We start from the raw sequence: 25,977 nt of genomic DNA, 5'->3' as shown, positions 1-25,977 counted from the left end.
CGAAACGATCCGGGGTGCGAATGGCTTCGCACCCCGGGGATGAACTTCTTTTAAGATGGCCGGACCGCCGTTCGATCGGGATCAGAACAAACCGTCGTCATCGTCGTCGAACGTGACCGCCGCCACCGTCGCGACCGGCTCCATGCCGGGCAACAGATAGGCCGCATGGATCAGACGCTCGGACGCCATCGTATAGAGGCTCGCCGCCCAGGGCAGCAGGTCCGCCAGCACGGCCTCGTCCGCCGCCGTCAGTTCGGCCCCGTCGGGGGTTTCGGGCGCGACCCGGTCGGCATAGCGGGTCAGTTCCTGGGCCACCGCGCACAGAGCCTCCACAAAATCGCGCTGCTCGCCCAGATCCCCGGCGCTCGCCTGGAGCGAAGCGACGATCCGTTCGGCATCGCCGCCGCCCTTGACCATGGCGCCCGCCGAGCTTTCGCAGGCGCGCCGCACGACCGACAGCGCTTCCTGAAGCGCGCCGCGCGTGTCGCCATTCTCGCTGTGCGTGTTGTCCTGCTGGACCAGATCGATCCCGCTGAGCACGCCGATCAGCGAACCGACCGCGACGCTCAGCTGGTCGAGGCGGCTGGCGCAGGGGGCGACTTCCTTGGCGATCACCGCCACCGCGCGACCCAGCGTGCCATGGCGACGGCACAGCAGTTGGGTGTTGGTCGAGATGTCCTGCACATTGACGGCGATGTGGCGGATGCGGCTCAGCCCGTCGGTCAGGTCGGCCAGCGTGCGGCTGACAAAGCCGGTCAGCTCGGCCAGATGGCCATCGGCATCGCACAGCTGGTCGGTGACATTGCCCAGGGTCGAGATGCCATGTTCCAGCCGGAACAGCAGCTGTCCGTCCGCGCCACCCTGCGACCCCAGCAGATCGCGCAGATGGTCCGCCAGCGGTGCCAGCCGTTCCAGCGAGGTGACGATCGAGGCGATCTCCCGCCCGAACTCGTCGGCCATCGCGTTCAGCTGAGCGGAGATCAGCCGGGCCATATGCGCCCTGGCCCCTTCCGGCATGCCGCCCTGCGCATCGTCCATCGCGACCCGGCGCAGCATGGCGATGGCATGTTCGGCGCGCTGGCGCACGCTGTCGCCGATCTGGATCGCGCCCAGGATGCGCGCGACCTCGCCCTGCACGGTGCGCACGATGCCGCCGACCTCGTCGGTCATGCGCATCACCGATTCGATATGATCCTGCAACGCATTGGCGTTGGCGGTCAGCTCGGCGGGCACGGCGGCCCCGGCGCGGTCGCATTCGGTGGCGAGCAGGCGGTCGGCCTGCTGCACATCGCCCACCACCCGGCCGAACTGGTCCAGCTGCCGCTCGATCTGGCGCAGTTCCTGGCGGCCGGTGGTCAGCTTCTCGTCCATGCCGACGACGAAGTTGAAGAACGCCGCCTCGCCCGACGAGGCGATCTTGATGTTCATCCCATAGATGCCGAGCAGCTTCAGGATGGTGCTGACCTCGTTCAGCAGGCCGCGAAGCTCGCGGGTGCGGCCGGTCAGCGTCTCGACCTCGATCGCGCGCCGCTTCTGGATGATCGGCAGGGTGATCAGGCGATAGGCGACGTCGCGCAACCGGGAGACCGCCACCCCGGCGGTGTCGTGCGACAGGGCCTGGCGAATGGTCGTCAGCCCGTCCGCCATGCCGTCGATCGTGCCGATCGCGGTGGCCAGCGTCTCGCCGGTTTCGCGAAAGGCATCCTCCAGGCCGCCCATCCGGTCCTGGACCTGCTCCGCCAGTGTCGCGAAGGAAATGGCGGGCGAGGTCGGCAGGTCGCCGGCCAGCGGAGCCGCATTATCGGTATCGATCCGTGCCACAAACATGTGTCGTTCCTTCTTAGCGTGCCGTGGCGTGGAGCAGTTCGCGTGCGACACTGCCCAGCGGGATGATCTTGTCATGGGCGCCGCGCGCGATCGCTTCCTTGGGCATGCCGAACACGACCGAGGTCGCCTCGTCCTGCGCAAAGGTGCGGGCGCCCGCCTGCTTCATCTCCAGCAGGCCGCGCGCGCCGTCGTCGCCCATGCCGGTCAGGATGATGCCGACCGCGTTGGAGCCCGCGTTGCGCGCCGCCGAACGGAACAGCACATCGACCGAGGGGCGATGGCGCGAAACCAGCGGCCCTTCGCGCACTGACACGACATAGCGCGCGCCCTGCCGCTCCAGCATGGTGTGGCGCAGCCCGCCCGGCGCGATCAGCACGCGGCCGCGCATCACCGTATCGCCGTCCTCGGCCTCCTTGACGTCGACCTGGCACAGCCCGTCGAGCCGCTTGGCGAAGGCGCGGGTGAAGCTCTCTGGCATATGCTGGACGATGACGATGCCCGGCGAATTGGCGGGCAGCGCCTCCAACACCTCGCGCAGCGCCTCCGTGCCGCCGGTCGAGGCGCCGATGCACACCACCATCTCGGTCGTGCGGCTCATCGCGCGGCCGGTCGGCGGCGGCAGGACGGCATCGGCGGTCAGCTTCTGCGCCGGGTTCAGCTTGACCTGGGAGCGCCGCGCGCCGAGCCGCGCCTTGGCCGCGCCCTTCACCGTCTCGCGGATCATCATATGCGCTTCGTTCAGGTGATCGGCGACGCCGACGCGCGGCTTCAGGATCACGTCGACCGCCCCGGCCTCCAGCGCCTGGAGCAGCGTTTCCGACCCTTCCTCGACCAGCGAGGAGCACATGACGACCGGCAGCGGGCGCTGCGCCATCAGCTTGCGCAGGAAGGTGATGCCGTCCATGCGCGGCATCTCGACGTCCAGCGTGATGACGTCGGGCACCTCCTCCTGGATGTAGCGCGCGGCGGCGAAGGGATCGGCGGCGGCGGCGATCACCTTGATATCGGGATCGGCGGACAGGATCGCGGTCATCGCCTGACGGACGCTGGCGCTGTCGTCGATCACCAGTACGCGGACTTTGCTCATGGCCGTCAGATCCTTTGGAACACGGTGTTGGACACCGTCTTCAGGGGAAGGTCGAAACCCGTGATCGATTCGGAATGGCCCAGGAACATCCAGCCGCCGGGGCGCAGGCATTCGGCCAGACGGCGCACGACCTTTTCCTGGGTCGGCTTGTCGAAATAGATCAGGACGTTGCGGCAGAAGATGATGTCCATCGGATCACCCACCGGATAGCGCTCGTCCATCAGGTTCATCTGGGCAAAGCCGATCGACGAACGCAGCGCGGGCACGATGCGCATCTCGTCGCGCTTGGGATCGCTGGCGCTCATGACATAGCGTTTGCGCAACGCCGTCGGCACCGGATCGAGCATCGCGGCCGGATAGATGCCCCGACGCGCGGTCCGCAGCACCTCGCTGTCCAGATCGGTCGCCAGGATGCCGTAATCGGGGCCGCCCTTGTCGGCGGCAAAGGCGTCGAGCAGCATGGCCAGCGTATAGGGCTCCGCGCCGGTCGAGCAGGCCGAACTCCACACGCGGACCCGACGCTGCCCCTCCTCGCGCAGGCGCGGCATGAGCGTGCCCATCAGATAGTCGAAATGCTTGGGTTCGCGGAAGAAGTCGGTCTTGTTGGTCGTGACCGCGTTCAGCAGATGCTCGCGCTCGCTCTCCAGATGATCGGCCTGGAACACCCAGGCGCAATAATCGCCCAGGCTGCTCAGCCCCGTCGCGCGCACGCGGCGGCGCAGGCGCCCCTCGATCATCGTCATCTTGGCGGGCGGCAGGCGAATCCCGCACTCCTTGTAGACATAGGCGGAGATGCGATCGAAATCGCGACGCTGCAGCGCGTCGGGCGATGCCGATGCCGCGCGGGCCAGACTGCTCAAAGGAACGGCTCCTGTCGGAAGCGAGAGGAAAGGATCGGCCGCCGCACCGGGCGGCCGGAAAGAGTTGGAATCACGCCGCCATGCCGAAATCGGCCAGCGCGGCCTCGGCGTCGTCCGCGCCGAACAGGCGCGCCGGGTCGAGCAGCGCGACGAAGCCCGCCCCCCGGCGCAGGATCGCCTCGATCTGCTCGGACCGCCAGCGGCCGCCCAGATCGGGCGCGCCCTCGACCGACTCGGCCGGGAAGGTCGCGACGTCGAGCACCCGGTCGACGACCATGCCCAGTGCCAGCGGCTTGCCCTCCGCGCCTGCCACGTCGACCACCAGAACGCGGGTGGTCAGCGTCGGCTCGACCGGGGGCATCCCCAGCCGGACGCGCAGGTCGACCATCGGCACGGAGTCGCCGCGCACATCGGTCAGGCCCAGGAACCAGTCGGGTGCGTGGGGCACCCGATAGGCGTTACGGTGGTCCAGGATTTCGCGGACCGTGGTGACGGGCAGCGCGAACTCTTCGTCGCCCAGCCCGAAGACCACGACCTGGATGTCGGATGCGCCGCTCATGCCGCACGTCCGAACGCGGCGTCTTCGCCGTCCGGGCCGCCATTGGTCAGGTCCAGCGCGAAACCGCGCACCCGCGCCTGCTGGTCGGCGACCGAGCCGCTGCGTGCCGGAGCCGCCTTGGGCTTGGCCTTGGTGGGGCGCGGCGCGGCGCGGCGCACCGAGCGGATCTGCCCACCCTGCCCGTCGACCCGGAAATAGGCGATGCTTTCCTGGAGCTCCTCGGCCTGGCTGGCGAGTTCTTCGGAGGTGGACGAAATCTGCTCGGACGCAGAGGCGTTCTGCTGCGTCACCTTGTCGAGCTGCTGGATCGCCTCGTTGATCTGGACCGCGCCGATATCCTGTTCGCGGCAGGCCGCGCTGATCTCGGCGACCAGTTCGGCGGTGCGGCGGATATCGGGAACCAGCTTGGTCAGCATCTCGCCCGCCTGGGTCGCGGCACCGACGGTGTCCGACGACATGCCGCTGATCTCGGCCGCCGCCGTCTGGCTGCGCTCGGCGAGCTTGCGGACTTCGGCCGCCACGACCGCGAAGCCGCGACCATGTTCACCCGCGCGCGCCGCCTCGACCGCCGCGTTCAGCGCCAGCAGATCGGTCTGGCGCGCGATTTCCTGCACAATGCCGATCTTCTCCGCGATGGTCCGCATCGCGATGACCGCCTTCTGCACGGCGGCACCGCTCTGTTCGGCGTCCTGCGACGACTGGCGCGCGATCTTCTCGGTCTGCGTCGCATTGTCGGCATTCTGTTTGATGTTGGCGGCCATCTGCTCCATCGACGCCGAGGCTTCTTCGGCGGCGGCGGCCTGTTCGGTCGCGCCCTGGCTCACCTGTTCCGACGAGGACGACAGCTGCTGGCTGCCCGCCGCGACATTGTGGGCCGCCTGGGTGGTCTGGCCGATCGTCTCGCGCAGGCGGACGGTCATCCGGTTGACGGTGTCGACCAGGTCCTTGATCTCGTCATTGCTGGCAACGTGCACCTCGTTGCTCAGATCGCCATCGGCGACGGCGGATACGGCTTCGTCGATCTTGCGCAGGCCCTTGGACACCAGCAACGCGACCCACAGCGCTCCCCCGACCGCAATGAGCAGCGCCACGATCGCCGTGACCATCAGTGTCATGCGCGCCGAGGCATAGAGGATCGCGGCATCGGCCTTGGCCTTGACCATCTGACCCTGCGTGATCTCGGCCAGCCTGCTCAGCGTGTCCGTCAGGCGCGCTGCCACGGGGCGGCCCTCGGCCATCGAAATGACCGACGCCTCGGCATTCTTGTTCTGCATGGCCAGCCCGCGCGCACGATCGCTGATCGCCTTATAGGCGCGCCATTCCTCCAGCGCCTTGGTCCAGACGGGGCGCCCCTGTTCGGTCGCGATCTTGAGGCCGCCGTTCAGGCTTTCCAGAATCTTGGCGTCATATTGGGCGAAGCTGCTGTCGAAGTTGCGCGTCTGCGTCAGGTCCTCCGTCAGCATCATGTTCTTTTCGGCACGGATGGCGCGCCCGATATCGCCGTCGGCGATCAACGACAGCTTGATACGCTGGGCCGGTCCGTCGATGATCTCGGCGATCATCACGTTCAACGCGTTGACCTTGGAAACCCCGACTCCCACGACAACCGCCAGAAGTAACAAGACAATCGCAAATGTACCTGCCAGTTTGGCCTTGATCGTAACTCGCATATGCCCACCCCGTTATGAAACCCGACACTTCGGATGCTATGAAATCACCCGCCGAAACTGGGAGAGATCATAGGCAGAAATTGATGAATTATTGGTTCAGGACGACGATATCGGTGCCATGACCGTGGCGCTTGCGAAGGCCCCCCGGCACTTCGCAAGCGCCACGCGCCGGTCATGCCGCGTGGCCGAACTCGGCATCTTCCCCGTCCGGCCCACCCTCGCTCAGGTCGAGGGCGAAGCCGCGCACCCGCGCCTGTTGGTGCCCGATCGAACCGGGCCGCACCGCAACCTTGCGCGTCTTGCCGACGGACTGGCGGGAGACAGGCTTGCGCACCGCCGGGCGTGCGTCTTCGGCGACCTGGAAGAAGGCGATGCTGTGTTGAAGTTCCTCGGCCTGGCTGGCCAATTGCCCCGAAGTCGAGGAAATCTGGTCGGAGGCCGAGGCGTTCTGCTGCGTCACCTTGTCGAGCTGCTGGATCGCCTCGTTGATCTGCGCCGCGCCGATATCCTGTTCGCGGCAGGCCGCGCTGATCTCGGCGACCAGCTCGGCGGTACGGCGGATATCGGGGACCAGCTTGGTCAGCATCTCGCCCGCCTGGGTCGCGGCCGACACGGTGTCGGACGACATGCCGCTGATCTCGGCCGCCGCCGACTGGCTGCGCTCGGCGAGCTTGCGGACTTCGGCCGCCACGACCGCGAAACCGCGGCCATGTTCGCCCGCGCGCGCCGCCTCGACCGCGGCGTTCAGCGCCAGCAGATCGGTCTGACGCGCGATTTCCTGCACGATGCCGATCTTTTCCGCGATGGTCCGCATCGCGACCACGGCCTTCTGTACGGCGGCACCGCTCTGTTCGGCATCCTGCGACGACTGGCGCGCGATCTTTTCGGTCTGCGTCGCATTGTCGGCATTCTGTTTGATGTTGGCGGCCATCTGCTCCATCGACGCAGAGGCTTCCTCGGCCGCGGCGGCCTGCTCGGTCGCGCCTTCCGATACCTGTTCGGACGAGGATGACAGCTGCTGGCTGCCGCTGGCGACCTGATCGGCCGCCCCCGCGACATTGCTCGCGAACTGGGTGAGGTTGTCGACCAGATTGTTGATCGCATCCTTCATGCGACGATGATCGCCCTCGCACTCGATCTCCACGCGTTCGAGCAGCGAGCCGGTGCTGACCAGGTTCAGCACGCGATTGCCCTCGCCGATCGGCAGCAGGATCGCGTCGAGCATCCCGTTGATCCCGCTCACCAGCCCGGCAAAGTCGCCGGGGAAGCGGGTCGCGTCACCACGCTCGCTCAACTTGCCCGCCGTCGAGGCCGCGATCAGGCGCTGGATCTCGCCGATGATCGCCTGGAAATTGGCGCGCAGCAATTCGATGGTGTCGTTGATGAACGCCTTCTTGCCGGGCAACTGCTGCATCGGCGCGTCGAAATTGCCTTCGCCGAACTGCTTGATGCAGGCCATCGCCATCTTCTTGGCGGCGATGTGATTGGCGACCATCTCGTTCAGGCGGCGGGCCATGACGCCGAAATCGCCCTGGAACTTCTCGACCGGCACGAAGACGTCGATGTCGCCGCGATCATGTTCGGCCGACATGGTGTTCATCTCGGCGATCAGGCCCTTCAGATTGCCGCGAAGCTGCTCGATCGTGTCGTTGATGAAGGCCTTCTTGCCCGGCAGTCGTGCCAGCGGCGCCTCGAAATCGCCCTGCGCCAGCGCGGCCACACAGGCCATCGCCTGTTTCTTGACCGCGATATGGCTGGCGACCAGATCGTTGACGGTGCGCGCCGCAACGGCCAGGTCGCCGAAAAATTCCTCGACTGGCAGCACCGCGTCGATGTCGCCGCGCTCATGCTCGGCCGCGACCTGTGCCAGCCGCCGATTGAACGCGGTGGCCGGCATGGCGGCGGTTTCGAGCAGTTCGTTGACCGCGACGAGCATCTCGCGCGCCTTGCCGGTCGCGCCCGACAGGTCGGCCCGCTCGCCGACCCGCCCCTGGGCGAAGGCCCGCTGGAGACGGCCGATCTCCGTCGTGGCGACGTCCACATGCGAGGTGTCTTTCAACGAAGCATGGAAACGCATGATGGTCCCTTCTCCTATTCTATGTTGAAGGCCTCAATTAGGCGGCAACCGCAGCCGCACGGGTGACGTCGAGGTCCGCTGCGCCGAACAGCCGCACCGGGTCGAGCAGCGCGACGAAGCCCGCACCCCGCCGCAGGATCGCCTCGATCTGCTCGGACCGCCAGCGACCGCCCAGATCGGGCGCGCCCTCGACCGATTCGGCCGCGAAGGTCGCGACGTCGAGCACCCGGTCGACGACCATGCCCAGCGCCAGCGGCTTGCCCTCCGCGCCCGCCACGTCGACCACCAGAACGCGGGTGGTCAGCGTCGGCGCGACGGGCGGCATCCCCAGCCGGACGCGCAGATCGACCATCGGCACGGAGTCGCCGCGCACATCGGTCAGGCCCAGGAACCAGTCGGGTGCGTGGGGCACCCGATAGGCGTTACGGTGGTCCAGGATTTCGCGGACCGTGGTGACGGGCAGCGCGAACTCTTCGTCGCCCAGCCCGAAGACCACGACCTGGATGTCGGATGCGCCGCTCATGCCGCACGTCCGAACGCGGCGTCTTCGCCGTCCGGGCCGCCATTGCTCAGGTCGAGCGCGAAGCCATGCGCGCGGGTCTGCTGGTCGGCGACTAGATAGGTATGTTCGTTGATTTCGGTCGTCGCCTTCACCTGCCCGGCATTGGACAGGATGGTACCGTCGACGCCCACCATGATCGCGATGATCGCACCGAGGCAGAGGGTGAGCTTTTTCGACATCGACAGGTGATTGAAGGAACCCAGCATGTTCTTGTCCTTGGGGGTTGACCAGCACGTCATGCGTTTCGCGTATCTGGCGCGCGCGACGCGGCGGGATGTTCTCGTATCTCCCGGCTGTCAGGGGGCGAGCACCGCCCGCCCCCGATCGTCTTGGCTCAGGCGGCCCGCCCGAATTCGGCGTCCTCGCCGTCCGGACCGCCATTGGTCAGGTCGAGCGCGAAGCCGCGCACCCGGGCCTGCTGATCGGCGACCGAGCCGGCGCGAGGCGCATTGCCCGACTTGCCGGACTTGGCCGCCGGACGGGCGACTGGCTTGCGGACCGGCGCCTTGGCACGACCGTGATGACCACCGCCATCGACCCGGAAATAGGCGATGCTTTCCTGAAGCTCCTCGGCCTGGCTGGCGAGTTCTTCGGAGGTGGACGAGATCTGCTCGGACGCCGAGGCGTTCTGCTGCGTCACCTTGTCGAGTTGCTGGATCGCCTCGTTGATCTGCACGGCGCCGATATCCTGTTCACGGCAAGCGGCGCTGATCTCGGCAACCAGCTCGGCGGTGCGGCGGATGTCGGGCACCAGCTTGATGAGCATCTCGCCCGCCTGGGTCGCGGCACCGACGGTATCCGACGACATGCCGCTGATCTCCGCCGCCGCCGACTGGCTACGCTCGGCGAGCTTGCGCACTTCGGCCGCCACGACCGCGAAGCCGCGACCATGTTCGCCTGCACGGGCGGCTTCGACCGCCGCATTCAGCGCCAGCAGGTCGGTCTGGCGCGCGATTTCCTGCACGATGCCGATCTTTTCCGCGATGGTCCGCATCGCGATGACCGCCTTCTGCACGGCCTGACCACTCACCTCGGCGTCCTGCGACGACTGGCGTGCGATCTTCTCGGTCTGGGTGGCGTTGTCGGCGTTCTGTTTGATGTTGGCGGCCATCTGCTCCATCGACGCCGAGGCTTCCTCGGCGGCGGCGGCCTGCTCGGTCGCGCCCTGGCTCACCTGTTCCGATGAGGACGACAGCTGCTGGCTGCCCGCCGCGACATTCTGCGCCGCCTGGGTCGCATCGCCCACGACACCGCGCAGACGCTCGACCATCGACACCAGGGCATGGCCCAGCACGTCCTTGTCCGACAGCGGCTGATGCTGGACGGTCAGGTCGCCGCCCGCGATCGTGTCGGCCAGCTGCGCACTTTCGCGCAGATTGGCGGTCATGCGGTTGACCGTGTCGACCAGGTCCTTGATCTCGTCATTCGAGGTCACGGCCACGTCCTGCGACAGATCGCCGATCGCCACCGCGTCGATCGCCGCCGAAACCTTGTTCAGCCCCTGCGACACGAGACGCGAAATCCACAGCGCACCGCCGACCGCGACCAGCAGCGCCAGTGCCGCCGTGGCGAACAGGACATTGCGGGCATTGGCATATTGGGCGCTGGTATCGGCATCGGCCTGCTTCATCGCATCCTTGGCAAGGCCGACGATCTGGTCGATCTGGCCGCTGATCTGGCCCGCGACTTCCCGCGACTTGGTGACCGAAATCTTTCCGGCTTCGGCATTGTCGTTGGCCAGGGCCAGGGTGCGGATCTGATCGTTGACCGGCACATACTGGTCGAACAGCGACTGGACCTGCATCCAACGCGGCTTGCCCTCCGTCGTGGAGATGGCCAGACCGGCAGCGATCAGTTCGCGCGTCTCGTTGCGCGACTTCAGAACCTCGGCATCGAACTTCCGGGTCAGCGCATCATCCTCGGTCAGCGCCATGTTCTTTTCGAACCGCAGCACCCGATTCATCCGCTCGTTGACGCTGAGCGCGATTTCGAGTCGCTTGGACGGACCGGAGATGACGTCGGTGATCGCGGTGTTCAGCGCGCTCATCTTCATCACGCCGACGCCGACGACCGCCAGCAAAAGACAGATGATCAGCGCGAATGTCGCGCCCAGCTTCATTTTTATCGTGGCTCGCATAATCAGGATCCCCCCGGAATGTGTGGATGATGGTGTGAAACGCCGACACGAAGTCCGACGCCCGGTGAATGGTCGTGCCAGCCGGACAGGGGCCCGGCGGTGGTATCGAGAATTTCGCCCATCACGCGGGCGTCGGCGGCGATCTCGCCATCCGGCATCGTGCCGGGGCGGTCCCGCGAAATGCGATACGGTCGCTCCCGGGGCGGGATTTTCCCCGCCGGGAGCGGCACCGGGACGGTCTTGATGGATAACCCGACCCGGTGCAGTGCGGTCCGATCCGCTTGCAGAGGCGTCGATACGAAATGGTATCGCATGCTCATGGCCTCAAAGGCGCCCGACGCACTCTGTGTCAGTGGTCAGTGGATGGTGGTCTCGGCGTCGGTGGTCAGGCGGGCGAACAGCGCCGTCAGGTCCGGCAACACCACGAGGTCGCCCTCGCGCCGCACCAGGCAGCGGACATGGTCGCGGGGCCAGCGCATGCCGATGACCGGCACCTCCTCGGCATCCCCCGCGTGCAGCACCGTGACCTCGTTCACCCGGTCGGCGGTCAGGCCGATCAGGAAGGGGTCGCCGTTCACGTCCAGCTCGATCACGATGATCCGGCTGTCGGCGGTGTTGGCATGCGCCTCCATCCCGAACGAGCCGCGCAGATCGGCCAGCGGCACGATGCGGCCCCGAAAGTTGATGACCGAGGCGGCGAGCGGATCGGCGCCCGGCACCTTCGTCACCGGCATCATGTCCAGGATTTCGCGGACGATGCCCGCCTCCAGCGCGAAGGTCTCGCCGCCCAGGCCGAAGGTCAGGACCTCCAGGCCGTTCTCGGGCGTCCAATTGGGTACTTTGTGATAGGGCATGGGCTTATCCAGCGGCCAGACGCCGCTCCTCCCTGGGCTGGCTCATCGCGATGAGCTGGGCGATGTCGAGGATCAGGGCGACCGAACCGTCGCCCAGGATGGTCGCGCCCGCAAAGGCCGCGACGTTGCGGTGCAGGGGCGACATGGCCTTGATGACCGTCTGGTGGTTGCCGACGATCTGGTCGACGACCAGCCCGACGCGTTCCGCCCCCGTGCCGACCACCACGATCTTCTGATAGGTGTCGGGCTTGGTCCCGGTCTCGAACAGGTCGCGCAACCGCAGGAAGGGCACCAGGCGTTCGCGCAGCGTGATGATGCTGCGCCCGCGCGAGCGCAGATCCTCCTCCAGCGACAGCTCCAGGCATTCCTCGACCGCCGCGAGCGGGATGACATAGCGTCCCTCGCCCACGCGGACGAGCAGCCCCTCGATGATCGCCAGCGTCAGCGGGATGCGCAGCGTGATGGTCGATCCCTTGCCCGACACGCTCTTCACGTCGATCGAGCCGCGCAGGCTTTCGATCGTGCGCTTGACCACGTCCATGCCGACGCCCCGGCCCGACAGGTTGGTAACCTGCGCCGCGGTCGAGAAGCCGGGGTGGAAGATCAGGCCCAGCAGTTCGTCCTCGCTGACCACCTGGCCCGGCTGGATCAGGCCGTTGGCCTCCGCCTTGGCGCGGACCCGCTCGACATTGATGCCGCGACCGTCATCGGTGATGGTGATCAGGACTTCGCCGCCCGCCTGATGCGCGCTCAGCCGGATGACGCCGTTGGCCGACTTGCCCGCCGCGATACGGTCCTCGGCCTTTTCCAGGCCATGATCGCAGCTGTTGCGGATGATATGGACCAGCGGGTCGAACAGACGCTCGATGACGGTCTTGTCGACCTCGGTCGTCTCGCCTTCGGTCACCAGCTCGATCGCCTTGCCGGTTTCGTTGGCCAGATCGTGGATCAGGCGGCGGAAACGACCGAACAGCGTCGACACCGGCACCATGCGCAGGATCATCATCGTGTCGCGCATCTCGCCCGCCAGACGCTCGATCTCTTCGGAGACCGACCGCAGGCTGAGGTCGTGGCCATGCCCGGCCAGCTGCGACAGGCGGCTCTGTGCGATCACGAGTTCGCCGACCCGGTCCATCAGCTCGTCGAGACGCTCGGCGGGCACGCGGACATGCTCGCCCTGCGCCCGGTTGGCCGAGGCGGCGCGCGGCGTGATGTCGTTGGCGGCCACCGGCGCATCGACGACGACCGGCGCCTGTTCGGGGGCCGCCGCCACGTCCGCGTCCCCGGTCTCTTCGACCGCCAGCGGGGTGATGGTGATGTCCATATCGTCCATGACGAACAGGAACACGTCCTCGATCGCCTCGCGCGAAATGTCGCCGATCAGCGTGCAGTCCCAGCCGACAAAGCAATGACCGGGGTTGAGATCGTCCAGCGCCGGCACCTTGTCGAAGGTCGCGACGATGGTCGCCTCGCCCAGCTCGCGCAGTTCGTCGAGCAGCGCCAGCGGGCTGGTGCCATTGGCCATCGCGTCGGGCGGCAGGCGGAAGGACAGGGTCCAGCCCTGCTTGCGCGGGGCAGGCGCGGCCACGGGGGCCGAGATACCGGCGGCCGCGTCGACCGCCGCCGCCAGCCGGTCCAGGATCGCCTGGCCATGGGCGGCGGGCGCGTCGCCATCGACCAGCGCGCGCATATGGTCCGCCGCCGACAGGATCACCGACACCAGGTCGGGCGTCGCACGGACATCGCCCTTGCGCACGCGATCGAACGCGCTTTCGCAATGATGGGTAAAGCCCGCCAGCGCATCGAAGCCGAACATCGCGCCCGAGCCCTTCAGCGTGTGAAGGCCACGGAACACGGCGTTGACGAGGTTCATGTCGTCCAGCCGGTGCCCCAGGTCGAGCAGGCCCTGTTCGACCTGCTCCAGAAGCTCGCCCGCCTCGATCCGAAAGGCGGCTGTCGGATCTTCGCCGCTTCCCGGGCCGCTCATCGCGCCAGGACCTTCTGCGCGACGCGGATCAGCTGTTCGGGCTGGAAGGGCTTCACCAGCCAGCCGGTCGCGCCCGCCGCCTTGGCCTGCGCCTTCATCGAGTCATCGGACTCGGTGGTCAGGAAGATGATCGGCACGCCCGCCTGGGCGGGTTGCTGACGCAACGCACGGATCATCTCCAGACCGTCCATATTGGGCATGTTCAGGTCGGTGACGATCAGGTCGAACCGGGTCCCGGTCGCCTTGGCCAGGCCCTCGGCACCATCGGCGGCTTCCGTCACCGTATAGCCCGCGCCGGTCAGGGCGATGCGGATCGCCATACGCAGGCTCGCGCTGTCGTCGACGGTCAGGATGGAAGCGGTCATTGGGCGGTATCTCCGTGAAGCCAGAATTGGGTGTCATCGACCGAGGCGGGCAGGAAGGCCGCGCGGGTCAGCAGGGCGTGCAGCGACGCGTCGGCGGGCGCCGACAGCGCGAAATCGCACCCCGCCGCCGCCGCACGGACACGCGCCGCCTGGACGAGCTGGATGACGCTGAGGTCCGGTGACGCGACACTGGACAGGTCCAGCCGGACGGTCGCGTCAGGGGCGATCGCGTTCTTCAAATCCTCGGCCAAAGCGCCGATGGTCGGCAGGCACACGTCCTCGCTTGCCATCACCATGGTGATCGACATGATCTTTCCTTCAGGTCAAAGGTTCGGACACGCAGGATCACCCTGCGGCCCCATCAATATTTTACGAAATACCCATCATAACTGACCAAGCCGTCAACGTCCCGGTCTCCGGGTGAAGGGGAGCGGCCCGGCCAAAACCCCTTGCCCCCCGCAGAACGTCCCGCACCCGATCATCTCTTATGTCCCCCGAATTCATTCAGGGGTGTATCGCGCAATGGTAAAATCAGACTTAAATATACAAGCCATATGACGAAAATGGTCAGCGGCCGCGCCTTGGCCTGTTTGCCTCGGGCGACGCCTGCATATGGCTGGAATCATGAGCGGAGTCGTCGCGGGGCGAGTGGTGCATCGACACCACCCGCCTGACGCCGACCAACATGGATCAAGAATCGACTTGACCATCCGATCCGGGCGCCGGATCACGACAATGGAAAAAACCGAATCGGCTATTCGCCGAACAGCGTGCCCGCGTCTTCGCTGCTCAGGTCGATACCGAACATCAGGCTCAACCGCATGCGGTAGACGCGGGGGTCGGTAATCGTCCCTGCGGTTTCGTCCTCGCCGACGCGGCGGCGATAATGCCGGTCGGTGAGTGCGGCGAAGCCACGCGGCAGGACGATGCTGACGATCGTCGCCTGACGGAAACGGCTCTCCGGTGCCGTTGACGTCCAGTGATTGGCCAGCGCCAGGTCGGCGTCCCAGACATGGTCGGTGGTGAAGCTGTACTGGGGCTGCCACCCCTCGCCCGTCGCGCGCCCGTCGGTCAGGCCGGGATGGCCGTTGCGCAGCAGCATCCAGCCATGCTGCGGATCGCGGTCCAGCCGGAACAGCGCGCCATCGGGCGCGGTCGCCGCGGCCCCTTCGACCAACGGCATGGGCGGCAGATAGCTGCCCCCGAAGCCCGCATCGGCGATCCAGTCCTGCCCGTCGATATGCACCAGGCTGAGCGTGTGGGTGGTCGGCGGCACGTCGGTCGCCGCCAGCCAGACCCGCGCGAGCAGCGGCCGCGCATGGAAGCCATGCGCCGCCAGCGCGTCGAGGAACAGGCGGTTCTGCTCGAAGCAATAGCCGCCGCGCTTGGCCGTCACCAGCTTGGCGAAGACCCCGGCGCTGTCGACGGCGATGGCGCGGCCCAACCGGACATCGATATTCTCGAACGGGATCGCCTGGCGATGCGCCCATTGCAGGCGCCCCAGCCCTTCGGCATCGACGGTCACGCGCGAGGGCAGAGCGATACGGGCGAGATAGGAATCGAGATCGAACATGCGTGTGTCCTTTAAGGGCCCCGGCCCCTTCTGTCACCGCGCGCCAGGGGATATAGGCGGGGGCGATCATGACCTTTCCCCTCGAAGACCCGACCCTGCCCTTCGGCCCCGATGCGATCCGCGCCGCCTCGGCGGTGATCCTGGATGGCGGCATCGTCGCCGTGCCGACCGAGACGGTATATGGCCTCGCCGCCGATGCGACGGCGGCCGAGGCGGTGGCGCGGATCTATGCGGCAAAGGGGCGGCCTTCGTTCAACCCATTGATCGTCCATGTCGCCGATCTGGCGGCGGCGCTGGCGCTGGCGGACTTCGACGACGACGCGCTGGCACTGGCCCGCGCCTTCTGGCCGGGACCGCTGACCCTGGTGCGGCCCGTGAAGGCCGGGGCGGGCATCGCCTCGCTGGTGACGGCGGGACTGGATACGGTCGCGATCCGCGTGCCGCGCCACCGCGCGATGCAGGCCCTGCTGGCCGAGACCGGCCGCCCGCTGGCCGCCCCCTCCGCCAATGCCAGCGGCGGGATCAGCCCGACCCGCGCCACCCATGTCCGTTCCAGCCTGGGGCCGGGGGTGCCGATCCTCGACGACGGCGCGACCGAGGCGGGGCTGGAATCGACCATCGTCGCAGGCCGCACCATCCTGCGCCCCGGCCCGGTGACGGCGGCAATGCTGGCGGCCGTGCTGGGCGATGTGGAGCAAGGCCCGGAGGCCCCCGCCATCGTCACCGCGCCGGGCCAGCTCGCCAGCCATTATGCGCCGCGCAAGCCCCTGCGCCTGAACGTGACCGAAGCGGCGGCGGACGAGTGGCTGATCGGTTTCGGGGCGGTGCGCGGGCAGGACAGCCTGTCGGAACGCGGCGATCCGGTCGAGGCGGCGGCGCGCCTGTTCGATGCGCTCCACCGCGCCGATGCCAGCGATCGTGCGAGGCTGGCGGTGGCACCGATCTCGGCGGAGGGTATCGGCGAGGCGATCAACGACCGACTGCGGCGGGCGGCGACGCGGTAGGGTCTGGGGCCTGCGCTCCGACTTTGCTCAGCGCGAACGGGTCGGAGACATCATCCCCCTTCCGTTCAGCCTGAGCGAAGTCGAAGCGCGCACCCCGGCCCCATCGGGATCCCTTACGCCGTCACCGCCTTCGACCGCGCGGCGAAGCTCTTGCGCAGCTTCTGCAGCTTGGGCGGGATCACCGCCATGCAATAGGGGTTCGACCGGCCCGACGTTTCCCAATAATCCTGATGGTAATCCTCCGCCGGATACCACTGCGCCATCGGCTCGATCGTGGTCACGACCGGCTTGTCCAGCCCGGCCTGGGCCCGCTCGACGGCAGCCTTCATCGCGGCGTCCTGCGCTTCGTCCGCCGGGAACATCGCCGAGCGATATTGCGTGCCGACGTCATTACCCTGGCGATTGAGCTGCGTCGGGTCGTGAGTCGCGAAATAAATGTCGAGCAGATCGCCGAGTGCCAGCTGTTCCGGATCGAAACCGATGCGGATCGCCTCGGCATGGCCGGTGTCGCCGCCGCACACCTGCTTGTAGGTCGGGTTGGGCACGGTGCCGCCGATATAGCCGCTTTCGACCGATTCGACCCCGATCACGTCCTTGAACACCGCCTCGGTGCACCAGAAACAGCCCCCGGCCAGCGTTACATATTCGGTCACTCGGAATCTCCTTGTCGTCTTGTATGCTTAGATAGGAAGCGGCTAGGCCACGGCAATCCAGCGACTTGGGGCAAAAGTGATGGCAACGATCGACGGCAAGGTGATGGTGACGGGCGGCGCCGGTTATATCGGCAGCCATGCGGTGCTGGCGCTGCTGGATGCGGGCTATGAGGTCGTCGTGCTCGACAATCTCGTCACCGGCTTCGACTGGGCGGTCGATCCGCGCGCATCGCTGGTCGTGGCGAACGTCGCCGACGACGACGCGGTGCGTGCCGCGATCCGCGAGCACCGGGTCCGCGCGATCATGCACTTTGCGGGCTCGATCATCGTGCCCGAGTCGGTCACCGACCCGCTCAAATATTATCGCAACAACACCGCCGCCAGCCGCTCGCTGATGGAAAGCGCGGTGGCCGAGGGCGTCGCCCACTTCATCTTCTCGTCGACCGCCGCTACCTATGGCACGCCCGAGCGGGTGCCGATCAAGGAAAGCGATCCCAAGGCGCCGATCAACCCGTACGGCATGTCCAAGCTGATGACCGAGATCATGCTGAAGGACGTCGCCGCCGCGCATCCAATCAATTACTGCGCGTTGCGGTACTTCAACGTCGCGGGCGCCGATCCCCAGGGCCGTTCGGGCCAGTCGACGGTCGGCGCGACGCACCTGATCAAGATCGCGGTCGAGGCGGCGATCGGCAAGCGCGACGCCGTCGGTGTCTATGGCACCGACTTCGCCACCCGCGACGGCACCGGCGTGCGCGACTATATCCACGTCTCCGACCTCGCCGCCGCACATGTCGCCGCGCTGGAACTCCTGGTCGAGCAGCCGGGCGAGAGCCATACGCTGAACTGCGGCTATGGCCGTGGCTTCTCGGTGCTGGAGGTGCTCGACGCGGTCGACCGCGTGACCAACCTGACGATCGAGCGCCGCATGGAAGGCCGCCGCGCGGGCGACCCGGCCGAGCTGGTCGCCGACAATGGCGCGATCCTGGCCACCCTGTCCTGGCGGCCCGAGCGGGACGATCTGGAAGGCATCGTCCGCGACGCGCTTGCCTGGGAGCGCAAGCTGGCCGAAATGGGCCGCTGATCCGGTGCGGTTGCGCTCGCTCCTCTTCGTGCCGGGCGACCGGCCCGAACGGATGGACAAGGCGCTGGGGATGGGCGCGGATGCGCTGATCCTGGACCTGGAGGATGCGGTCGCCCCCGATGCCAAGCGCCGCGCGCGCGACGCGGTGGCGCGGTTCCTGGACCAGCCACGTCAGCCCGGCGTGCAGCTGTTCGTCCGCATCAACCCGGTCGACGGCCCGCTGGCGACGGACGATCTGGCGGCGATCCTGCCCGTCCGGCCCGATGGCATCGTCCTGCCCAAGGCCGAGGGGCTGGTCAGCCTGCACGCGCTGGCGGCACGCGGGGTGGCGCATATCCCGATCCTGCCGATCGCGACCGAGACGCCGATGGCGCTGTTCCGGCTCCACGAATATGCCGGATCGCCGCTGCCGCTCGCCGGGCTGACCTGGGGCGCGGAGGACCTGCCCGCCGCGATCGGTGCCGTCACTTCGCGCGAGGCGGATGGCGGCTATACCGCCCCTTATCAGCTCGCCCGGTCGCTGACCCTGTTCGGGGCGCATGCGGCGGGCGTGGCGGCGATCGAGACGGTCTATCTCGATTTTGCCGATCTGGACGGGCTGGCCGCCTACGCCGCGCGGGGGCGGCGCGACGGCTTTACCGGCATGATGGCCATCCATCCCAGGCAGGTGCCGGTCATCAACGCCGCCTTCACCCCCTCTCCCGAAGAGCTGGCGCGTGCGCAGGCGATCGTCGATCTGTTTGCGGCGAATCCGGGGGCCGGTGTGCTCCAGCTGAACGGCAAGATGCTCGACGCACCGCACCTGAAGTCGGCGCAGGCGTTACTGGCGCTCGGCCACCCATGACCGGCGGGCGGCCGCCGTCGCCCACCACCAGCCCAGCGCCCAGATCGTGCCGAAGCTCCAGCCCGCCGCCACGTCGGACGGCCAGTGCACGCCCAGATAGACACGACTGACCCCGATCGCCCCGACCAGCAGCACCGCGATTCCCACAATGGCATGGCGCACCCGGCGATGATCGGTCAGCTGCGTCGCGAGGGCCGCCAGCGTCAGATAGACCATCGCGCTGCCCGCCGCATGGCCGCTGGGGAAACTGGCATTGTGGACATCCACCCAGTGCGGCACCAGGTCGGGCCGTGGGCGCGCGACCATCAGCTTCACCCAGGTCACGACCGCGCCGCCGCTGATCCCCGAAAGCGCCGTCATCAGCGCCAGCAGCCACCAGCCGCGCGCCAGCAGCAGGACCGCCGCCCCCGCCACCATCAGGACCAGCACCGGCACGCTGCCCAGCGCGGTGAAATCCACCGCCGCCGCGCGCAGCCCCGGCGACGCCGCATGGGTCCGCAATCCGGTCAGGATTGCCCGATCCCAGTCGAAGGGCCAGTGATCGACCGCCAGTCCGAAGAGCAGCAACAGCGCGAGCGCCACCGCCCCCGCCGCCACCCCGCGCAACGCCATCGGCATGGCCGACAGGCGCGGCGGGGCGGCAAGAGGCGAATCAGGCGATTCGTCGCGCGACGAATCGCCGCCCGAAAAACGGGTCTGATCGATCATGGGAATGGCCTCGTCATGCCCGGCCTTTGTGGCGAACGCTCTCGAAGGGCAAGCGAATCAGGCTTTCAGACCAGGGCCGGACGAGCTTTTTGTCACGGCCAAGCCATTGAATGACAGGCAGCTCTTTCAGAAGCGGCCTGATCGATCAGCGTCATTCGAAAAACGGGTTTGTCTGTTAACCAGTTCTGTTTCATAAATGAGGCACGCCGACGACCACGATTGGCGGGAGAGGACTGCACCACCATGGAAGAGCACATGATTTCGCCGATCGATCGCCTGATGATCCTGACCGTCGGTGCGGTATCGAGCTGGCTGGCCGTCGGCGGCGTCGCCCTCGGCGCGTCGAAGCTGATCGAGCACCTTTTCTAAGACGGGTCGGCGCAATCCCCGGCGCTTCCGGCGGCTGGGGATTGCCATAGGAAACGGCGCAGGGCTCGGGCTTGATCGGATCAGTCCCGGTCATGAGTGCGCCCTTTCCGATATAGGTGCCGCGCCATACCGATCGCGCGCCAACGCAGCAGATCGTCGACACCGGCATAGCCCAGCCCCAGATGCGGCGGCCGCGACGCCAGCACATCCCCCAGCGTGACCTGGCCGCCCCGCAGCGCCGCCCGCGCCACTTGCCGCCAGCGTCGCGCGGTTTCCCAGCGGATCAGCGTCAGACTCTGCGCATCGGGCGCGAACCGCTCGACGAACGCGCTCTGGAGTTGCGCAATGGCCTGCCCCAGGCGGCGCAGGGTCGCACCATCGGGGACCGGCACCCCCCCCATATTATGCTGGACCAGCAGCCGCGCGACATCGTCCGCATCGTCGCCAAGCAGCGGCGCATGCGCCTCGGCCAGCACCCGCGTCGCGCTGGCGCGCATCATCGTCGTGAACCGTTTCGACGCACCGCCTTCGTGCTGGCGATAGATCAGCAGCGGCTCGTCGAGTCGCGCGATGCGCCCGAATGCGCCGATACGGTGATACAGGTCGAAATCTTCGGCATAGAGGATTTCGGGCCGGGTGAAGGGATGGAGCCGCCGCGCGACATCGGCGCGGACCATCACCGTCGACCATGCCAGCGGATTTTCGATCCAGCTCAGCCAGGCGATCAGTTCGGGCGTGGTGTGCGGCGCATAGTCCATGGGCAGCACGCGCCGCCCGACCAGCTGCTCGGTCTGGGTGCCGACCAGCACGATATCGGAATGCGCCTCCAAAAAGGCGACCTGCCGCGCCAGCCGTTCCGGGCGGCACAGATCGTCCTGGTCCAACCCCGCCAGATAGCGCCCCCGCGCCTCGGCAAATCCCCGGTTGCGCGTTGTCACTGGACCGCCATTGACCGCATTCTCGATGAGGCGAACGCGGGGATCGGGCCAGTTCCGCACCAGTTCGCGGGTGTCGTCCGACGAACAGTCGTCGACGACCAACGCCTCCCAGGCGGTCAGCGTCTGCTCGCCCAGGCTCGCCAGCGTTTCGCCGATCAGCGCCGCGCCGTTATAGGCGGGGATGACGACGCTGACGACAGGATCGGCGACCGGATCGCTCATGCCGCCGCGCTGCTCCGTGCCGCCGCATCCTGCCTGAGCAGCTGGTCGATGATCATCTGGCCGACATCATTCTGCCAGAGCCACAAGCCATTGGCCTGCCCCCGGAAACTCTTCTCTCCGCCCAGCGCACCCCAAGGCACGAAACCGGCGGAAAGGCCGATGCCAAAAACGCCCGGCACCGGTCGATCCTGATCGTCGAGGACGCGGCAATGCCGGTCGACCATCGGTCGCCCCGCGCGGTGCGCCAGCGCGATCGGCTGTCCGTTGACGTCGAACAGCGGCAGCGCGCGCGGACGATAGCCGAGCGCCCCGACCACCAGATCGGCCTCGCCGATGATCCGACGCGCTTCGGCATCGTCCTGGCCCGCGATCCGGTGGAGGCGCAGGCGCGGGTCGGGCGTCCGTCCGCCCAAGCCCAGCATCCGCATCACCAGCTCGCGCGACTCCAGTCGAAGCCCGGCAAGGCGCAGCACGAACCCGCTGACCGGGCAGATATCGTCGGCGGTGAAGTCGGTGAAGCCTTCCGCCGCCGCCGCCTCGACCGATGGGAAGAAGGGCTTGGGCGGGGTGCGCACCATCAAAGTGATCGCGCCCGCCCCCCAGGGCAGGTCATGGCATTTGAGCAGCTGCACCGCGGAGGCCAGCGCGCTGGTCGAAGCCCCGACGATCACCACGCGCGGCGCGCGCCGGTCGGCCAGCCGTGCCGCCACCGCCTCCACCCCGCCCCGCCGCAACAGCAGGTCGGAGCGCATCAGCCGGTCACCCGCCAATTGACCCAGGCTGGCGCCCGCCACCCTCTTGTCCGCGACATGCGCGTCGGTCTGATAGCCGCCGGTCGCCACGACCAGATGGCGCGACGTCAGGACGCGCTGCCCTTCGCGACCGATAATGGTGGTCCGCCATAGCCCCTCCGCCGTGGCCTGGGCGCTCAGCGCCTCGGTATCGGTGCGGATTTCACCACCATGCGCCGTCACGATGCCGCGCAGCCGCTGCGCCGTCGCCGCCAGCAAGGGCGCGGTCTCGGCGAGCGGCGCGCCCAGCGCACCGCAATGCCGCGCCATCATCTGCCCGGCCGGATGCATCTCCAGCGCGGCGAGTTCGGGATAGGGATTGCCGCGCACCGCCGACAGGAAGGTTTCCGCCGTGGTGTCCGAACGGATCGCATAGCCGCCCAGCGCGCCAGGCCCGACATGGGGCGACCGCTCGACCAGCACGAGGCCGTCCCCGGCCAGCCGCTCCAGCAATCCCTTCTTGCTCGCGGCGGTCAGCACGGCGGTGCCCGCCGGTCCGCCGCCGATCATCACGCAGCCCAGCACGGCGTCGCCGCGTGCCTGCCCGGCGCCTGTTGACCCGGCATCGGCCGCGACGCGCGCGATCGCGCTCATCAGTCGCCCGGCCACGATCGTCGCATCGCCGGGCCGCATCGCATCGGTGATCGGCAGGCTCAGCATCCGCGCCGAAACGTCGTCCGCCACCGGCGTCGCCTCGACCAGCGCGGTGTCGCGGAACAGCGTCTGCTCACCCAGATGCGGGCTGAAATACTGCCCCGTCCCGACCCCGTCCGCCGCCAGGGCTTCGGCGATGGCGGCCCGGCGCGAGGCCAGTTCGGGGGGAAGCAACACCGGCATGAATTGAGTCGCATGCCGCCCGGCCGTCCCATGCTGGCAGGTCAGCTCGGTCAGCGCCGCGCGATATTCGCGGTCCAGCGCGGCGCGGGCGTCGCAGATCGTATCGAGTTCGGCCAGCTTGCTCCGCGCCATCAGGCCCAGTATCTCGGGCATCTTGGCGTTGATGCCCGGCAGGGTCGCGTTGCGCCCGCTCTCGAAACCGAAATTCACCATCGCGCGCAGCTGGTCGATCCGGTCGGCATCGCCGCTATAGACCAGCCCGCCCTCGCCGACCGAAAAGGTCTTGGTCGCGTGCATCGAATAGACCAGCGCGAAGGGCGCGCCCGTGCCGAAGCCCCGCCCCGCTTCGTCCAGCGTCCCCAGCGAGGCCGCCGCATCGATGACGACCCCGACCTCGTACCGCCGCGCCAGCCAGGCATAGCGGTCCAGGTCGATGACCGTGCCGAAGGTGGCATAGGGCACGACGACACCGATCCGGCCGCCATGCTGCGCCAGCATCCGCTCTTCCTCGGCCGCATCGGCGGTCCAGTCCTGCGGGTCGATATCGACGATCAGGGGGGTCAGTCCGGCCCAGATCGCCGCCTGCGCCGTCGCGGCAAAGGTCATGGCGGGCATCATGGCGAGCGTGCCGGGCCGGGGATGCAGCCCCGCCGCCTGCCGAATGGCGATCATCAGGCCCAGCGTCGCATTGCCGACCGCCAGCGCCGCACCGCGCCCGTCGAACAGCCGTGCGACCATCTCGGCCTCCAGCGCGCGGACCTCGGGGCCGTTATTGCTGAACTGGCCGGACGCCTCGATCCGCTTCAGGCCCTCCATCTGTTCGGACAGCCGGGGCGGTCGCGGCGCGATGAGCGGAAATTCCATCTGCCTTTCCCCCTGAAAACGCCCCGTCTTTTCCATATCCGTCCTAAAAAGCTCTTAGCACAAGATGATTGGGATCACACGATCGTCCCCGCCATCCCATTTCGGGAGAGACGTCCCGCCGCTTTATACTGGTCCCGGCCAGCGGCGGTCCTTCGGCGATGCTTATCCCGGGAACATTGGCGCCATTTGTTCGATCGTTGATCTTCCGAGAAGCGAGCCATGATGACCGAACCCCTGAACGCCGCTGCCCGCGTCATCCAATTGGCCCTGACGCCCATCTTCCTGCTGACCGCCGTGGGATCGCTGCTGAACGTCTTTGCGACTCGGCTGGGGCGGATCAGCGACCGTATCCAGGGGTTGAAGCGGGATGGCCGGACGAACGGTTATGAGATGCGCCGCCTGCGCCTGCGCTCGAAAATCCTCGACATCGCCGTCACCCTGACCGCGGCGGCGGGCGCGATGACTTGCTGCGCGGCGATCACCCTGTTCCTGGGGACGCTGCGCGACTCGCGTCATGCGGGGGTGCTGTTCTTCTTCTTCGGCGGCGGCCTGATCTGCGCGGTGGCAGGGCTGGCGTGTTTCGTCGGGGAAATCACGATCGCGGGGCGGGCGCTTCGCGACGATCATGGCGAAGGCTGATCGATGGTTCATCCCCATGATGGGTCCGTCGCCTACCATGACGAGCCATAAGATCGTCAGTTTTCCGTTGCTTTACGGGCTTCCGCAGCTGTCAGTGCCCCCGAAATATTCTCCTCGGTTTCAAAGAATTCACGCGTTTGCCGAACTGTAATGATGCCGCTGGTCGACTTACCCGACGACTGATAGCAATGATGCGTGCCTCACCTTCGAAGTGCCAGAATGCACCGCGACCGCCCATCCGATCCTGCACCGACGCCTCGGCCGGTCCCGTCTAAGGACCCAAAGTGGATGCGTGCCGCCATAGGAGTGGCGGTCCTGGCCGTCGGCGCGCTGACGATCGCAGCAATCACCAGCCCAACTTGGAAGGGTGCAAGTTGGTGGATCAATCACCCTTGAAGCCGATGTCGGTCACTGGCTTTCCACAAGACGGCATACCAAAATCTACCTAACGGCCGCCTCAGCCACAGCTGCCGCCGCTGCCCGTCCTCGCCGCCGTTCCATCATCTGCGCTGGCGATGCGCCTTGCCCAAAAGATGACCCCGCTGCGACCTGCGGCTTGAACCTTTTCTCCAAATATCCAGCAGCGATTGAGCAGCTCAACACTACACCGCCGATGGCGCCAACTCCTAGAAATCCGGTAACGGGTTTCATGACGTTTCTCCGATGCTGGCAACATGACGTCCCAAGCTCGAAAGCGTGAAACGGCGGTACTGCGGCGGAGGTCCACGGGTCACAGTTTGTTACATAGGATAATTATCGCGTCCCGAGGCAGGGAGGCCCGCCGAGCCTTTTGCGGCTACCCCATGTTCAAGAGCATTCGCCACCAGCGAGCCGCGATCTGCCCAAAGCGACCCTTTTTTGTCTCACGTTTGAGCCTGTTAACGATTGCTTTCACCATTATGGTCCATGCCGACCGCAGCCGCTTCGGTGCGGTCAACCATCAACCTTTTGAATGGCCAAGCGTGACGGAGGGGAGCCGGATCGCATGGGCCAAGGCACATACTGGGTGGGCGAATGTTGATTTACGTACTTTGCGGATGCGCGGTAATCGCGGCTACTGTTCTTCTCGTTTTTCAGGTCAAAGCCCGCCGCCTGCGCGATCGTTTGAAGGCGTATCGTTTACTGAAGCAGGCGGAGCATGCTGAACAATGGGAAGCCATGATCTTGGCGTCAAATTATTCAACTCGCCAAGCAGTCAGCGAACCGGACCGCCAGGCAGCATAAATATTGGGAGGGGGCATCGGCTGCCCCCTTCACGGACCAATAACTGGCGTTCTAATGCGCCGATACTCTTGATCTTGCACTTCGTTCCCGTGGGCAGGGACTTCGAATGTCACGCCCGCCGCCGAGTGCGCAACCCTCGCGCCGTCTCGCAGATCGCGCGCCTTGGCCAACCCGATTTTGGAGTATCGGCAGAAGACGAAGCGCCGCTCCTTGCTCCCGACGCGGTATTCATCCGCCAGCAT

The 25,977-nt window shown here is 67.1% G+C and carries 24 protein-coding genes; 5 read left to right on the top strand and 19 right to left on the bottom strand.

Annotated elements, in window-relative coordinates:
* Positions 1-81: 81 nt before the first annotated feature.
* The 15 genes from ACQR50_RS02090 to ACQR50_RS02020 form a co-directional block, all read right to left on the bottom strand.
* Complete coding sequence (locus tag ACQR50_RS02090) at positions 82-1,827, bottom strand: hypothetical protein (protein WP_428969623.1); 1,746 nt, start codon at positions 1,825-1,827, stop codon at positions 82-84.
* A gap of 13 nt (positions 1,828-1,840) precedes the next feature.
* Entirely contained in the window at positions 1,841-2,914 is a 1,074-nt protein-coding gene (locus tag ACQR50_RS02085) for a protein-glutamate methylesterase/protein-glutamine glutaminase (protein WP_428969622.1), read from the bottom strand.
* A gap of 5 nt (positions 2,915-2,919) precedes the next feature.
* The gene (locus ACQR50_RS02080) at positions 2,920-3,774 is read right to left on the bottom strand and encodes a CheR family methyltransferase (RefSeq protein WP_428969621.1); all 855 of its coding nucleotides are present in this window, start codon (positions 3,772-3,774) and stop codon (positions 2,920-2,922) included.
* 70 nt (positions 3,775-3,844) lie between these two features.
* Positions 3,845-4,333: a chemotaxis protein CheW gene (locus ACQR50_RS02075; RefSeq protein WP_428969620.1), complete on the bottom strand. Its 489-nt coding sequence runs from the start codon at positions 4,331-4,333 to the stop codon at positions 3,845-3,847.
* Positions 4,330-6,003: a methyl-accepting chemotaxis protein gene (locus ACQR50_RS02070; protein ID WP_428969619.1), complete on the bottom strand. Its 1,674-nt coding sequence runs from the start codon at positions 6,001-6,003 to the stop codon at positions 4,330-4,332. Before ACQR50_RS02070 ends, ACQR50_RS02075 begins: the two co-directional genes overlap by 4 nt.
* Positions 6,004-6,175: 172 nt before the next feature.
* Complete coding sequence (locus tag ACQR50_RS02065; protein ID WP_428970619.1) at positions 6,176-8,083, bottom strand: methyl-accepting chemotaxis protein; 1,908 nt, start codon at positions 8,081-8,083, stop codon at positions 6,176-6,178.
* Positions 8,084-8,117: 34 nt separating this feature from the next.
* Entirely contained in the window at positions 8,118-8,603 is a 486-nt protein-coding gene (locus ACQR50_RS02060) for a chemotaxis protein CheW (RefSeq protein WP_428969618.1), read from the bottom strand.
* Complete coding sequence (locus ACQR50_RS02055; protein ID WP_428969617.1) at positions 8,600-8,848, bottom strand: hypothetical protein; 249 nt, start codon at positions 8,846-8,848, stop codon at positions 8,600-8,602. Before ACQR50_RS02055 ends, ACQR50_RS02060 begins: the two co-directional genes overlap by 4 nt.
* 128 nt (positions 8,849-8,976) lie before the next feature.
* Positions 8,977-10,779, bottom strand: a complete 1,803-nt coding sequence (locus ACQR50_RS02050) for a methyl-accepting chemotaxis protein (protein ID WP_428969616.1) — start codon at positions 10,777-10,779, stop codon at positions 8,977-8,979.
* Positions 10,780-10,781: 2 nt separating this feature from the next.
* A complete protein-coding gene (locus ACQR50_RS02045; protein WP_428969615.1) occupies positions 10,782-11,093 on the bottom strand; it encodes a hypothetical protein in 312 nt (103 codons plus the stop codon).
* A 42-nt stretch (positions 11,094-11,135) separates the two neighbouring features.
* A complete protein-coding gene (locus ACQR50_RS02040; protein ID WP_428969614.1) occupies positions 11,136-11,633 on the bottom strand; it encodes a chemotaxis protein CheW in 498 nt (165 codons plus the stop codon).
* A 4-nt stretch (positions 11,634-11,637) separates the two neighbouring features.
* Entirely contained in the window at positions 11,638-13,620 is a 1,983-nt protein-coding gene (locus ACQR50_RS02035; protein WP_428969613.1) for a chemotaxis protein CheA, read from the bottom strand.
* Positions 13,617-13,985, bottom strand: a complete 369-nt coding sequence (locus ACQR50_RS02030; protein ID WP_056431950.1) for a response regulator — start codon at positions 13,983-13,985, stop codon at positions 13,617-13,619. Before ACQR50_RS02030 ends, ACQR50_RS02035 begins: the two co-directional genes overlap by 4 nt.
* Complete coding sequence (locus ACQR50_RS02025; RefSeq protein WP_428969612.1) at positions 13,982-14,293, bottom strand: STAS domain-containing protein; 312 nt, start codon at positions 14,291-14,293, stop codon at positions 13,982-13,984. Before ACQR50_RS02025 ends, ACQR50_RS02030 begins: the two co-directional genes overlap by 4 nt.
* 446 nt (positions 14,294-14,739) lie before the next feature.
* A complete protein-coding gene (locus ACQR50_RS02020; RefSeq protein WP_428969611.1) occupies positions 14,740-15,558 on the bottom strand; it encodes an arylamine N-acetyltransferase family protein in 819 nt (272 codons plus the stop codon).
* Positions 15,559-15,626: 68 nt separating this feature from the next.
* On the opposite strand from ACQR50_RS02020, the gene ACQR50_RS02015 reads away from it, so the two are divergent.
* Complete coding sequence (locus tag ACQR50_RS02015) at positions 15,627-16,562, top strand: L-threonylcarbamoyladenylate synthase (RefSeq protein ID WP_428969610.1); 936 nt, start codon at positions 15,627-15,629, stop codon at positions 16,560-16,562.
* 113 nt (positions 16,563-16,675) lie between these two features.
* Here ACQR50_RS02015 and msrA read toward each other — a convergent pair whose 3' ends face one another.
* Entirely contained in the window at positions 16,676-17,215 is a 540-nt protein-coding gene (msrA, locus tag ACQR50_RS02010) for a peptide-methionine (S)-S-oxide reductase MsrA (protein ID WP_428969609.1), read from the bottom strand.
* Between the two features lie 79 nt (positions 17,216-17,294).
* On the opposite strand from msrA, the gene galE reads away from it, so the two are divergent.
* Positions 17,295-18,299: a UDP-glucose 4-epimerase GalE gene (gene galE, locus ACQR50_RS02005; RefSeq protein WP_056431964.1), complete on the top strand. Its 1,005-nt coding sequence runs from the start codon at positions 17,295-17,297 to the stop codon at positions 18,297-18,299.
* A gap of 4 nt (positions 18,300-18,303) precedes the next feature.
* Positions 18,304-19,143, top strand: coding sequence for an HpcH/HpaI aldolase/citrate lyase family protein (locus tag ACQR50_RS02000; RefSeq protein ID WP_428969608.1), 840 nt, complete (start codon positions 18,304-18,306; stop codon positions 19,141-19,143).
* On the opposite strand, the gene ACQR50_RS01995 is transcribed toward ACQR50_RS02000, so the two are convergent.
* The 3 genes from ACQR50_RS01995 to ACQR50_RS01985 form a co-directional block, all read right to left on the bottom strand.
* Positions 19,120-19,851, bottom strand: a complete 732-nt coding sequence (locus ACQR50_RS01995; RefSeq protein ID WP_428969607.1) for a phosphatase PAP2 family protein — start codon at positions 19,849-19,851, stop codon at positions 19,120-19,122. The two genes, ACQR50_RS02000 and ACQR50_RS01995, sit on opposite strands and share 24 nt — an antisense overlap.
* A 449-nt stretch (positions 19,852-20,300) precedes the next feature.
* Positions 20,301-21,380, bottom strand: a complete 1,080-nt coding sequence (locus ACQR50_RS01990) for a glycosyltransferase family 2 protein (RefSeq protein WP_428969606.1) — start codon at positions 21,378-21,380, stop codon at positions 20,301-20,303.
* Entirely contained in the window at positions 21,377-23,872 is a 2,496-nt protein-coding gene (locus ACQR50_RS01985; protein ID WP_428969605.1) for a DegT/DnrJ/EryC1/StrS family aminotransferase, read from the bottom strand. The genes ACQR50_RS01990 and ACQR50_RS01985 overlap by 4 nt, the downstream gene beginning before the upstream one ends.
* A 219-nt stretch (positions 23,873-24,091) precedes the next feature.
* On the opposite strand from ACQR50_RS01985, the gene ACQR50_RS01980 reads away from it, so the two are divergent.
* Together ACQR50_RS01980 and ACQR50_RS01975 are read left to right on the top strand one after the other, a co-directional pair.
* Positions 24,092-24,511: a DUF2721 domain-containing protein gene (locus ACQR50_RS01980; protein WP_237243510.1), complete on the top strand. Its 420-nt coding sequence runs from the start codon at positions 24,092-24,094 to the stop codon at positions 24,509-24,511.
* 803 nt (positions 24,512-25,314) lie between these two features.
* Positions 25,315-25,656, top strand: coding sequence for a hypothetical protein (locus ACQR50_RS01975; RefSeq protein WP_428969604.1), 342 nt, complete (start codon positions 25,315-25,317; stop codon positions 25,654-25,656).
* The last annotated feature ends 321 nt before the right edge of the window (positions 25,657-25,977 follow it).

This window comes from Sphingomonas sp. Xoc002 (assembly GCF_050408055.1).
Classification (GTDB): domain Bacteria; phylum Pseudomonadota; class Alphaproteobacteria; order Sphingomonadales; family Sphingomonadaceae; genus Sphingomonas; species Sphingomonas yabuuchiae.
This window is presented reverse-complemented; position numbering and strand designations above follow the sequence as displayed.